This is a genomic window from Psychrobacter sp. CAL346-MNA-CIBAN-0220 (genome assembly GCF_040309805.1).
Lineage (GTDB): Bacteria > Pseudomonadota > Gammaproteobacteria > Pseudomonadales > Moraxellaceae > Psychrobacter.
The window spans coordinates 1150273-1163341 of the sequence record NZ_JBEOPF010000001.1; the positions used below are offsets into that span (position 1 = coordinate 1150273).

A 13069-nucleotide genomic window follows, 5' to 3' on the forward strand; every position below is an offset into this window, starting at 1 on the left:
ATACGATACCGAATGTCTTTTAGCGGTTTAAAAATCAGCTTTTAAGCTAAAGGTTTTATGCCATTTTCAAGAAAATCAAACCAGTTCTGACCAATTATTTTCCCAGCATCCTGGTCATTAAAACCATGTTGCAACAGGCCATTATAAATATTTTCCATGCCTTCCTTGCCAGCGAACCACGGTAGCGTATCTGGCCAGCCTGAATTATTGGCATTACCTTCACCATAATCCATTGCCTTTGACCAGCGTCCGTTGCGCATCCACTCAAGCACCGCTTGCGGCTGATTGAGGCACAAGTCACTACCAATTGCTAAATACTCAGCGCCATATTTATCCGCACAATCAGCAATCATTCTGCAAAAGTCATCTAAGGTGCAGGCGCTACCATTGGGCAAATGAAATGGGTATAAACTAAAACCTAACAGCCCGCCTGCCTTGGTTAAAGCGCTAATGACAGCATCAGACTTGTTACGCAAAGCATCATGCGCGGTAGTCGGGTTGGCATGACTAATACATATCGGACGCGATGATATCTCTATCGCCTCCAGCGTTGATTGCTCGGCGCTGTGCGACATATCAATAATCATACCAACTCGATTCATCTCAGCGATTGCTTGCTGACCAAAACGAGTAACGCCACTATCGTTCTGCTCATAACAACCGGTTGCTAGTAAGCTTTGATTGTTATAAGTCAGTTGCATAATCAGCAACCCTAAGCGGCGCATCACACCAATCAGGCCAATCTCATCATCGATTGGCGAGCAGTTTTGCGCACCAAAGAAGATACCGACTTTGCCTTGCTGCTTGGCAGTCTCAATATCAGCCACCGAATATACTGGTAGGATAAGGTCTGAATTCTGTTCAAAACGCGCATTCCATTCAGCAAAGCGGGTCATCGTCTGCCGCGAATCTTCGTGATAGACCAAAGTGGCATGTACCGCATTGATACCGCTGGCTTGCAGCATTTTGAAATAGTCACGATCCCAGTTGCTATACTGTAAACCGTCAATGACGATATGGTCTTGGTACATTCTCAAATTCCTTTTATGCTTTTATAAGTAGTCGCTAGGCGCGTTTTTAAACAGTTGCGCCATTATTACGGCTAGCATCCTTTTTTGATAAGCTGTTAATAAGCTTTCTGATAGGCCGTTTTAACCACAGTATAAAACTCTTTAGCATATTGGCCTTGCTCGCGCGGGCCAAAGCTGGACTCTTTACGGCCACCAAATGGCACATGATAATCCGTACCGGCAGTAGATAGGTTGACCATGACGCAGCCTGCTTGTACTTGCTCTTTAAACATGGCACTGCTACGTAAGCTTTGCGTAATGATGCCGCCAGTCAAACCAAAGCGAGTGTCATTGGTCATGGCGATTGCTTCTTCTAAACTCTTAACGCGCATCACACAAGCAAGCGGTGCAAACACTTCTTCTTGGTTGATATCCCAGCTATTATCGGTCTCAGTAAATAAGGTTGGCGACATATAATAACCCTCATGTGGCATCTCTAAACGCTCGCCACCAAAGGCTAAGTTCGCACCCGCTTGCTTGGCTTTTTCGATCCAGTCCATGTTCGACGCAAGCTGCTTGTCATCAACCACGGGACCCATAAATATACCGTCATCAAGCGCATGACCGACTTTTAAGGTTTTCATTTTTGCCACTACCCCTTCAACGAAAGCATCATGAATACCGTCCATGACAATCAAGCGTGAAGAAGCCGTACATTTCTGTCCTGAACCGCCAAACGCACCAGCAACCGCAGCATCAATTGCGACTTGCAAATCGGCATCATCGGCGATAACCAAAGCATTTTTACTGCCCATTTCTAACTGACAGCGCACGAAGTTAGGGGCGGTTGCCGCCGCGACTTTGCGACCGGTTGGCACTGAACCCGTAAAGCTGACCGCATCAATATCTTTTGAATTGATTAAGGCATCACCGACTGATGAACCGCCACCCAATAACAGGTTAAACGTGCCTTCAGGCATCCCTTGACGGTGAATAATTTCAGCTAAGGCAACGGCACTGGCGGGGGTTAAATTAGCAGGCTTCCAAATGACCGCATTACCAAAGGCTAAGGCTGGCGCAATTTTCCACACGGCGGTTGCAGTTGGAAAGTTCCAAGGTGAAATGATAGCGACCACCCCGACCGCCTCACGGGTAACTTCAATTTTAATCATAGGCCGTACCGAGTCAGCGGTGTCGCCCATTTGACGCAACACTTCCGCGGCAAAGTAATGAAAGAACTGTCCAGCACGATAAATCTCGCCACGACCTTCCGCAAACGGTTTGCCTTCTTCACGTGATAACAAGGTACCCAATTCATCACAACGGGCAATCATCTCATCGCCAATCGCTTGCAGAATCGACTGCTTTTTTTCCATGGGCGTTTTTTCCCATTTTGGCTGCGCTAAGCGTGCTGCAGCAATCGCATCTTTGACTTGTTGATCGCTTGCTTGGGAATAGTTACCGATCGTTTCGCTAGTATCTGATGGGTTAATGTTAGCAAGGGTATCGCTACCTGCTTGCCATTCACCATTAATGTAAATTGATTTTTGTGGATCTTGCTTATGTGCTTGGGTTGATAATGTTTGGGCTGACATAGTAGTGTCCTCAGTTAATTTATTAAAAAGTACGATTATTAAATAATGAATAAAATTTGTGAATCACAAAAATATAAAAGGTGAAGCGTTATTAAAATTTATGGTACTGCCGCATAAACCACTAGCTCTACCAGCATTTCTTCTCGCGCCAATCCTGATATGACAAGTGCAGCTCGATTTGGATAGGGCGCCGTAAAGTATTCAGCATAGACTTGATTGACCGTCTTTAAATACTCACGATCTGTGACATAGATTAATACCTGTAATACCGAGTCCATACTGGTATTGGCACATTCTAATGTGTGCTTGAGATTATCTAGCGTTTGCCGAGCTTGGGCTTCGATGCCACCGGCTACCACATCGCCATTTTCATCAATAGGTATTTGCGCAGTATATAAAGTGCCATTATTCGTGATAGCCCACTCAAGAGGCGACTTAGAGGCATAAAGTGACGTTTTAACCGCTTGCTTGGTTGATTGGGTAGTCATGAATTCAAGTCCTTTGAATGATGAGTTTATAAATTATTTCTTAGCTTTTCTCTGATATGACACTCATGCTACGCACTTATTAATGATAAATCTAACCAATTAAATATTAAATATGATAGATTTAATCTATCATCTAAAGTCATCTTATTTTTTGAAGTTCAACAAGCATAGAGGCATCAACTACTATGAAACTACAGCAGTTACGACATTTTTTATTTGTGGTAGAAGAAGGGGGTTTTCGCGCGGCAGCCAATCGTGCCAATCGCTCACAAGCGGCAATATCTTCATCAATAAGAGAGCTTGAGAAGACGCTGGACCAGCGTTTGTTTGAAATCGGTAATAAGGCAGTACTAACACCTTTTGGGGAAAGTTGTGTACCCAAGATTCAGCAGTTTCTCAGTGTCTATCAAGCATTAGAAGATGATTTACAGGCCATAGCAGCAGGCGATAAAGGGAAAATAAGAATTGCTAGTGTGCCATCTCTAGTAACGAAGCTGCTGCCTAGCGTATTAGTCGCCTATTCAAAGAAATATCCCGATATCGAGATCGTCTTGATAGACGATAATTCTGTTGGCGTGGCAAACCGATTACTCACCGGTGAAGTAGATCTAGCATTAGGAAATTGTACGAGCATTAATCAAACAGATATTGATTTTACCTTGCTCATATCAGATCCCATCGGTGTGGTCTGTCTTAAAAGCAATGAGCTCAACAGTAAATCAAGTCAGTCGAAGGGCTTAAAATGGGAGCAACTTATGACCCAGCCCTTTATTTATAATGGTACCTGTCGGTTGCTCGAAAACACACCCGCAGAAGCACTCAATCGTAAAGCTCGCTACACGGTAGAAAATATCACCTCCCTATTCTCATTATTGCGACATGATCTTGGTATCACTACCCTACCAAAATTAGCCTTCCCTTCTAATGAGCCCGAGCTAATCTGGATAAACTTGATTGACCCTTCTTTAAATAGACAAATCGGTATCTTTAAACTGGCCAATAAATCCATCTCTCCGCCAGCCCAAGCCTTTTATGAGCTATGTATTGCGTATGTTCAAGATAATTACTTATTATAATATATTAACAATAAAAGTACTGAATGCCTTACTGGTTCTTGCCACACTAAACCATCTATTATAGATAGGGATTCGTTATGAAATTTACTTCCAAAAATATATTGCACTCATTGCTTTCCTCTATACGCTACAACTCTAGCTGTAACTGCACAAAATGCGGATGTACGTGTCCTGCTACTTGTGAAAAGTGTGATATGTGCTCGAAATGCTGTCAGTGCAACGAAAAGTAATAGCTTTTACCATTTATAGTCCTCTACATTATTGATAATAGTTAAAAAAAAGCAGCATCCTTAAACCATAGTTTAGGATGCTGCTTTTTTGGACCTAAGAGTTATAAAACTTTTACTGAATAACTTTACCCAGTAAGAATTCCAATATTATTTACCTTCAATGACTAAGCGACAAGTATTAAGTAGTCGGTTTTTGGGTACCCTGCTTAGCAATCCACTTTTGCATCAGCTCAATTTCTGACTGCTGTGCATCGATAATCTCCTGTGCCAGCTGACGCATCTTTGGATCTTTACCATATTTGAGCTGTACTTCTGCCATATCTACCGCGCCCACATGATGGGGCAGCATACCACGAGCAAATGCCATATCCGGTACTGGGTCTGCGATACCGAGCATCATCTCACCATGCATCGCATCCATACCATCAGCATAGGCTTGTTGCATCGCTTTGGTATCAGCTGTTGGGTTTTTGGCATCAGGATGACTGGCAAGCCAAGTTTTCATCGTAGCAATCTCAGACTGCTGTGCATCGATGATTTCTTGTGCCAGCTGACGCATCTCTGCATCGGTACCGTATTTTAGCTCAATTTCTGCCATATCTACCGCGCCGATATGATGACCGAGCATTCCTTGAGCAAACGCTGTGTCTGGATCGTTATAATCCATACCAATCATCATCTCCTCATGCATTTTAGTCATTGATTCGCTGTAGTCTTTGAGCATAGCCGTCATTGGTGTTCCGTCTGCCACCATAGCATCTGCACTCATATCATGACCAGCATGCGGGTCCATTGCGGCAGTAGTATCAGTTTCAGTTGCTTCGACTAATATCGGTTTGGCCGCGCTACCCTCATTAGTAGGCTGACAGGCGCTTAGTGTAAGCACTGCACTAACAGCAAGAACAGAGAGGCGCAATTTGTAATTAATGTTCATGGTATATCCTTAAGTTAAATGGGTTAAATAACTTTATAGTTTGAAGGAGGCTCTTTAAAATAGTAATCGAATGATGCGGTATCATTACTGCAACCACACAGTAAATGCTTAACAAAAAATTAAATGGGACAAATCCTAACGTACGCTCAAAAAACTATAGATCTACTGCTAAATTAACAATAGGCATTCAGATATCTAAAAATATCTTGTGGTTTTTCCAAGTTTATTCTGTCACTACATCTCCATTGGGACTCGAAAGATCAGTTTCTGGAATAGGATATACCTTGTCATAAACCCAGTTATAGATAAAGGCATACACCACATAAAAGGTAGCCATAGCGATATCCATCATAAAGGCTTCCCACAGGCTAATACTCAGGTACCAGGCGATTATCGGCATGAATAGTAATAGCAGACCACCCTCAAATAATAGGGCGTGCAGCACTCGTATTGGAATTGTCTTATGCACCTCTCCATGCAGTTTCAGCATGCCGTGGTCAAACAATAAGTTATAAAAATAGTTCCACACGGTCGCAATAATGGAGCCAACCACGGCCATAACGCCCATTAGGTGGAGGTCGAAGCCAAATACCCAGCTTGCCAACGGGGCAAAGATAATTAGGCCTATTATCTCAAAGCCTAGGGTATGGCGAATACGATCTTTGGTGGTGCGCATTAAATTTCCTGCTTTATTCCGTCATTTATGGATTCATTCTATCTGTTAAACTATTATATCAAATTTGGGGTGTATAGGATTTAGAAAAGCTTTAGCGTAGTAAAAGAATAGCTGAAAGGGTTTTAGCCATAATTCGGGTGGCCATACTTCTAACGAACAACGACTACCACTTAGAATGTCCGTAAGTACCAACCACGATGATATCGAGCTCATGGTTTGCTTGAAATACTAACAACCCCTCAACGACTTACATACCCTTTAAAAGCTGACTATTGGTCATCATTTGTAAATTAATGACTATCTGCTTTTATACTGCTCTATGCCATCGTGATAACGTGCCATGCAGCGGTCGCTTGATATTTATCTTGATGAGCAAACAGCGGATGACTTTGCGCTTCTACCAAGCTTAATACGGGTGTTACGCAGGCATCAACTTCTGCAAACACTACTTGCCAATGCGCCATAGATTGACTCGAGAATTTGTCTGCTACTGCATAAGCGGCGGCTTGGCTCTCTACCGTATTGGGCATGAACCCGCGTTGCCAATGAGCATTGGCGTATTCAGATAAATCTAAAGTCTCACACAATAATCGCCAAAACTTAAACTCTAATGAGCCGATTGCCATATGGCGATTATCTTGAGTCTTGTAGAGTCGATAGCACGGCAACAAACCACCTAAAAAGTCATGCTGCGGCGCTGGTCGCTGTCCGCTTATATTTTTCATCATGCTAGCGGTTGCTTTTGGCATCACCAGATGATGATATAAGCTATGGGTCATGCTAATCGCGATATGTCGCCCTCGCCCTGTATTCTTAGCGGCAAATACCGCCGCCAATAATGCGATAACAGCGCTGTCGCTACCTCCTGCCAAATCTGCAAACTGTACATTAGGCATGGCTTGATCGCCCGAGGCCGTTTTTAGCTGGCCAAGAGTGCCACTCATCGCCATAAAATTGATATCATGCCCTGCTTTTGTGGCCCAAGTCTCAGCGCTAGTATCGAGGGCATCCGGAATACCATAGCCGGTGATAGAAACCATTACCAGCTTAGGATTAATAGCATGCAAGGTAGCGGCATCTAAGCCCATACCGACCAGCACTTCAGGGCGGAAGCTATCCAGCATCACGTCCGCATCCTTTAAATGCGCTTTAATCGACTCAATGCCCGCATCACTACGAAAATTCACTTTTTCACAATGTTTACCATGATTTAAAACCTCAAATAACTCACCGAAAGCGCGTGCCGGATCACCATTCTCGGGTTCAATTTTAATAATCTCTGCGCCTAAGTCAGCCAGTAAGCGGGTCGCAAAGGGTCCGGGTAGATTACGAGTGAGATCGACGATTTTCAACCCATTTAAGCAGTCTGACATCAGTGCTAGCGCTTGATTATTAACAGCTTCATTAACAATGGTTTCATCATTAGCCGCTATATTATTGATCATTTGGTTATTAGTCATCCGAAAATACCTCACCAGTTTGAGCCATATCGACTAAAATCTGTGCAGGCTTAAAGCGCGCACCAAATTTTATGGCAAGCTCATTGCTGCGTTTAACAAACCTTTTTATCCCAGTCGCATTGATAAATTGCAGCGTACCACCTTGATTCGGTGCAAAGCCCCAACCAAAAATTGACCCAATATTTGCATCCGCGACCGAGCGCACTACGCCCTCTTCATAACAGCGGGCAGACTCGTTGGCTTGGATATATAATAGACGGTCTATCAACTCTTGCATCTCTGGTTGCTCATTGACAGGAGGAAATAGTTCAGTAAGCTGTGGCCATAAATGCTTGTCGCCATTAACGTCGCCCTCTTTAGGATAATCGTAAAAGCCTTTGCCTGATTTTTTGCCCAAGCGCTCATAATCTTTGGCTACTATATTGAGCACCGCTTCTGCGGGATGGCTGACCCACGATTTACCCGCGGCTTTCATATCCTTTTTGGCTTGTTCTGTGACGTGTATGGCCAAATCTAACGACACTTCATCTTGCAAGGCTAGCGGCGGCATCGGCATATCCGCTTTCATACCGGCAACCTCAATGCGCCGTGGGTGCACGCCTTCACTAAGCATCGCAAGACCTTCTGAGACATAAGTCCCAAACACCCGTGAGGTATAAAACCCTCGGCTGTCATTGACCACGATAGGCGTTTTGCCAATCTGTAACACATAATCAAAGGCTTTTGCTAGCGTCGCATCATCCGTGTCATCCGCCATAATAATCTCAACCAACGGCATTTTATCGACTGGTGAGAAGAAATGTAGCCCAATAAATTGAGCAGGGCGCTTACTGACTGTGGCTAAGCTGGTAATTGGTATGGTGGAAGTATTAGAGGCATAAACAGCCGTATCAGCAATAATAATTTCTGCTTGCTGCGTACATTTGGCTTTAATATCACGGTTTTCAAACACCGCTTCAATCACCAAACCACAGCCTTTTAAATCATCATAAGACGCCGTGGTTTCTATTTTAGCTAGCAATGCCGTCTTTTTAACTTCAGACGTCTGACCTCGGCTAATGGCTTTGTCTAAGAGTGTCGCTGAATAGTGCTTACCTTTATTCGCGTTTTCAATACTGGTGTCGAGTAGTACCACGTCGATGCCAGCTTTGGCAGTCACATAAGCGATACCTGCGCCCATCATGCCAGCCCCTAAAATGCCTACTTTGTTCATTTTATGAGGCTCAAATCCAGTAGGACGTGAGTGGCCTTTTTTAATACGATTTAGTTGTACCCACATTGAGGCAATCAAATTATGGGCTACAGGAGACAACGCACAAGCGGCAAAATAGCGCGACTCAACCTCAAGCGCAGCATCAATATCCAGCAAGCTACCCTCAAACACACAAGACATTATATGAGTGATAGCCGGATAATTGCCGTGCGACTTTTGATAAGCCATGGCTGGTGCTATGGATAGCATTTGGGCATTTTTTGGACTGTTGGCATTGCCATTTGGAATCTTAAAGCCTTTTTTATCCCAAGGTTGCTGAGCCGTAGGATGGTCTATAATCCATTGCTTGGCTTGCTTTAACATCTCATTTTTATCACTTACGATAGCATCAATCAGGCCAATGTCTTTGGCAACATTAGGGCTGACAACTTGACCTTGAGTCATCATCTCTAATGCTTTTTGTAGTCCAACCAAGCGCATTAAACGCTGAGTGCCGCCGCCGCCCGGTAGCAAACCCAGCTTAACTTCTGGTAAGCCAAACTTGGTTTTGGGCGAGTCAATGGCAATGCGATAATGACAGCCTAATGCGACCTCTAACCCACCACCAAGTGCCGTACCGGTCAGCGCAGCAACGACAGGTTTGCCAGATTTTTCGAGTTTACGTAAGCTTGCTTTTAAGGATTCTACCAACGCAAAGGCTTGCTCATGGGTTTTAATAGTGGCGAGCTGGTCAATATCAGCGCCAACAATAAAGGTATCTTTACCTGATGTCAGAATAAGCCCTTTGGCAGTAGCATCACTTATAAAAGCATCCGCTAATATAGAAAATGCATCATTAAAATTATCATCAATGACATTCATTTTGCGGTCAGCTTGATTGATACTGACCGTCACCGTACCGTCATCATCACGCTCTGCATAAAAATTATTCAAAGCATTAATCGTTTGGGTGCACTCCGTGCTCATAGCTATTCCCTTTATTATATGACCAATCTCGTTTTATAGTGGACGAACTATACGCGTTCAATGATGGTTGCGATGCCCATACCACCGCCCACACATAGGGTAATCATGGCAGTTCTGAGGTCACGGCGCTCTAATTCTTCGAGCACTGTGGTCAACAACATCGCTCCTGTCGCACCCAGTGGATGCCCCATTGCAATCGCACCGCCGTTGACATTGACCTTATCCAGTGAGATACCCAAATCTTTAGCCGTTTTCATGGGCACGGCTGCAAAGGCTTCGTTGATTTCCCATAAGTCTATATCTGCTGCGGTCATACCGGCTTTTTTAAGCGCTTTTTGGCACGCTGGGGTCGGACCGGTCAGCATAATGGAAGGCTCAGAACCAATGACGGAGGCCATAATCACTTTAGCTCGCGGACGCAATCCTGCTTTTTGTCCTGCAGACTTACTACCGAGTAAACAAAGCGCGGACCCATCGACGATGCCAGATGAGTTACCCGCATGATGGACATGGTTTATGCGCTCTATACTGGTGTATTTATCCAATAGCACGCTATCAAAGCCCATTTTGCCTAACGTTGCAAAAGATGGCTTTAGTCCTGCCAAAGTTTCAACCGTGGTATCAGGGCGAATGGTTTCATCTTTATCCAGTAGCAAGCGTCCATTTAAATCATAGATGGGTATAACGGCATTATCATAATAACCGCTTTGCCATGCTGTCGCTGCACGGCGATGTGACTCTGCCGCAAAAGCGTCTACTTCCTGGCGATTAAAGCCTTCAAGCGTCGCAATAGTATCGGCACCCACGCCTTGCGGGGCAAATTGAGTCGACGTATTTACCCGCGGGTCAACGTACCATGCGCCGCCATCAGAACCCATCTGCACCCGACTCATAGACTCAACACCGCCAGCGACTACCATATCCTCCATACCTGACATAATCTTACTGGCTGCTAAGTTAATTGACTCCAGACCCGAGGCGCAAAAGCGCGACAAGGTCACGCCGGCCACTGTTTCGTGCCAGCTGGCATCAATGACCGCAATACGGGCAATATCCGCACCTTGCTCGCCAATTGGGGTCACACAGCCCAGCACCACATCATCTACCAAGCTGGTATCCAAATCATTGCGTTGTTGTATGGAATTTAATAACGTTCGCACTAACCAAATGGGCGTTGCTTGATGCAGTCCGCCATTCGCTTTGCCTTTACCACGCGGGGTACGAATGGCATCATAGATATAAGCCGTCTGAATCATAGGTTGTCCTTAGTTTTTATACTTTTAATAACATTTTCTAATCAACTGATTACATAAAACGTGAGGCCAACTCTTTCATAATCTCGTTTGTACCGCCATAGATTTTTTGCACCCGTGCATCTGCATATAAGCGCGCAATGGGATATTCCGTCATGTAGCCATAACCGCCGAATAACTGGACACATTCATCCATCACAATACATTGCTTTTCAGATACCCAATATTTAATTAATGCCGCATGTTGCATCGTGAGCTTTTTTTCTAAAAGGGCGTCAATAGCCGCATCACATAGCGCGCTTGACGCGATATAATGGGTATTGCATTCTGCCAGCTTAAAGCGGGTATTTTGAAAGCGCCATACCGGCTGACCAAAGGCGGTTCGCTGTTTGGTATAATCAATGGTCAAATCCAGCGCCAGCTTCATCGCCCCAATGGCCGCTAAAGCAATAATTAAGCGCTCTTGCGGCAACTCTTGCATAAGTTGGGCAAAGCCCGAACCTTCTACCGTTCCCAGTAAATTTGCTTGCGGTACACGCATGTTACTAAAAAACAGCTCAGAGGTATCTTGTGATGTTAGACCGAGTTTTTTCAGCTTTTTACCACGCTCAAACCCTGGAGCATTGTCAGTTTCAACCACAATCAGCGATACCCCTTGTGCGCCCTTTTCTCTGTCGGTTTTACAGGCCACGATAATTAAATTGGCCAGTTGACCATTGGTAATAAAGGTTTTTGAACCATTAATAATATAATCATCACCGTCTTTGGTGGCATAAGTTTTGATATTTTGCAAATCAGAACCCGTGCCCGGCTCAGTCATGGCAATCGCCCCAATCATCTCACCCGTTGCCATTTTGGTAAGCCATTTTTGCTTTTGAACTTCAGTACCGTGATGCAAAATATAAGGCGCAACAATACCTGAATGCAAAAAGCCGCCGAAGCCCGCTTGATTGGCTTCTGACTGCGCATAAATGAGGGCGGCTTCATGGCGAAAATCACCACCTGCACCGCCATATTCTTCTGGCATCGACGCACATAAAAAGCCCATCGCGCCCGCCTCTTCCCAAGCGGAACGGTCAAGCATGCCATTTTCACGCCACTTTTCGTCATGCACTTCCCAACTTTTAAATAGCTTGAGCGCACTCTCATGCAACATCTCAATCTCTTCATCCATCCATTTGGGCTTAAAGCATTCAATAGTCATGAGTCCATCCTTGGTATTTAATTAATATTTGGTTGATATCAGGCCATACGATAACTGCTACACTAGCAATAATTGATCTACGGTAATAATCATTACCCTAAACGATTAATAATCGACATCCTTATCATCCTATAAATTATTAACACTGATCAATGATATTGACAAATAATAATACCTTAAGCAATGACTATCTTAATAATGGTAATTAGCATTACCTTCAATAATTATCATTGTTATCTATTATAAAAAAGTCTGCTAATTAACATTGTGAGCGATCAACTCACCTTGGAGACCCGTATGGGCAGTGCCAAATCCTCTATTGCAACCGCGCCGCTCTCCGCCATGCGTCCATCTACGCTGGATAAAATTGAGCTGGCGGTATTACAGCTGTTTGATGGTCGCGATGCCAGTGAAGTGAGCATGATTGAAATCGCCAATCGCGCCAATGTATCGCTACAAACGCTATATAAATATTTTGGTGACAAGCAAACGGTCATCTATACCATTTTAGATCGAGTATTGGCACGACTTGCTGCTCGTATGATGGATCACTTACAAGGGATTGATAGCGTCAAAGAACGGCTGCGTAAAACGCTGTGGGTATGTTTTGATTTTGTTGATTCAAGTCCGGATGCGGTGATGGTATTGTCAACCGCCGTCCCGGTTTCTCGCTATCGTAATATCGCTATTTATGGCAATAAAGAGCTGCTGAATGCTTTTTTGAAAGTGTTAGCCGATGGTCAACAGAAAGGAATATTGAACGATACGGTGCCTTTGTATATTTTGTTTGATATCTTTATGGGCTTTATCAGCCGCTTGGGATTAATGCACATCATTCGGCAACAACCTCGCCCCATCACTGAAGATTTTGATGCGCTATTTATCATGTTATGGCGGGCTATTAGTAAACCTGAAGCGGTTTAGTTTGAATGGTGAGAAGATCCATCTTAACTACAACAGCGAC

11 protein-coding genes are annotated in these 13069 nt (G+C 44.2%); 2 read left to right on the plus strand and 9 right to left on the minus strand.

All coding sequences use genetic code 11. The annotated features are described in order from the left end of the window. Positions 1 to 41: 41 nt before the first annotated feature. The 3 genes from AAEY88_RS04460 to AAEY88_RS04470 all read right to left on the minus strand — a co-directional run bounded on the left by AAEY88_RS04460 (position 42) and on the right by AAEY88_RS04470 (position 3093). Positions 42 to 1031, minus strand: a complete 990-nt coding sequence (locus tag AAEY88_RS04460) for a membrane dipeptidase (RefSeq protein ID WP_350559644.1) — start codon at positions 1029 to 1031, stop codon at positions 42 to 44. Between the two features lie 95 nt (positions 1032 to 1126). Continuing rightward, positions 1127 to 2605: an aldehyde dehydrogenase family protein gene (locus AAEY88_RS04465; protein ID WP_350559647.1), complete on the minus strand. Its 1479-nt coding sequence runs from the start codon at positions 2603 to 2605 to the stop codon at positions 1127 to 1129. A 98-nt stretch (positions 2606 to 2703) separates the two neighbouring features. Beyond that, a complete protein-coding gene (locus AAEY88_RS04470) occupies positions 2704 to 3093 on the minus strand; it encodes a RidA family protein (RefSeq protein ID WP_350559650.1) in 390 nt (129 codons plus the stop codon). A 185-nt stretch (positions 3094 to 3278) separates the two neighbouring features. Between AAEY88_RS04470 and AAEY88_RS04475 the strand changes: the two genes are divergently transcribed. Continuing rightward, entirely contained in the window at positions 3279 to 4169 is an 891-nt protein-coding gene (locus tag AAEY88_RS04475; protein WP_350559653.1) for a LysR family transcriptional regulator, read from the plus strand. A gap of 408 nt (positions 4170 to 4577) precedes the next feature. On the opposite strand, the gene AAEY88_RS04480 is transcribed toward AAEY88_RS04475, so the two are convergent. The 6 genes from AAEY88_RS04480 to AAEY88_RS04505 form a co-directional block, all read right to left on the minus strand. Continuing rightward, complete coding sequence (locus AAEY88_RS04480) at positions 4578 to 5327, minus strand: DUF305 domain-containing protein (protein ID WP_407074423.1); 750 nt, start codon at positions 5325 to 5327, stop codon at positions 4578 to 4580. 229 nt (positions 5328 to 5556) lie between these two features. Beyond that, positions 5557 to 6009 (minus strand): PACE efflux transporter, encoded by a 453-nt coding sequence (locus AAEY88_RS04485; RefSeq protein ID WP_350559659.1) that lies wholly within the window; start codon positions 6007 to 6009, stop codon positions 5557 to 5559. A gap of 317 nt (positions 6010 to 6326) precedes the next feature. Beyond that, positions 6327 to 7382, minus strand: coding sequence for a CaiB/BaiF CoA-transferase family protein (locus AAEY88_RS04490; RefSeq protein WP_350560458.1), 1056 nt, complete (start codon positions 7380 to 7382; stop codon positions 6327 to 6329). A gap of 79 nt (positions 7383 to 7461) precedes the next feature. Continuing rightward, positions 7462 to 9648: a 3-hydroxyacyl-CoA dehydrogenase NAD-binding domain-containing protein gene (locus AAEY88_RS04495; protein ID WP_350559662.1), complete on the minus strand. Its 2187-nt coding sequence runs from the start codon at positions 9646 to 9648 to the stop codon at positions 7462 to 7464. A gap of 47 nt (positions 9649 to 9695) precedes the next feature. Next, positions 9696 to 10901: an acetyl-CoA C-acetyltransferase gene (locus tag AAEY88_RS04500; protein WP_350560460.1), complete on the minus strand. Its 1206-nt coding sequence runs from the start codon at positions 10899 to 10901 to the stop codon at positions 9696 to 9698. A 52-nt stretch (positions 10902 to 10953) separates the two neighbouring features. Further along, the gene (locus AAEY88_RS04505) at positions 10954 to 12105 is read right to left on the minus strand and encodes an acyl-CoA dehydrogenase family protein (RefSeq protein ID WP_350559665.1); all 1152 of its coding nucleotides are present in this window, start codon (positions 12103 to 12105) and stop codon (positions 10954 to 10956) included. A gap of 297 nt (positions 12106 to 12402) precedes the next feature. Between AAEY88_RS04505 and AAEY88_RS04510 the strand changes: the two genes are divergently transcribed. Further along, complete coding sequence (locus AAEY88_RS04510) at positions 12403 to 13029, plus strand: TetR/AcrR family transcriptional regulator (RefSeq protein ID WP_350559668.1); 627 nt, start codon at positions 12403 to 12405, stop codon at positions 13027 to 13029. Positions 13030 to 13069 lie beyond the last annotated feature (40 nt).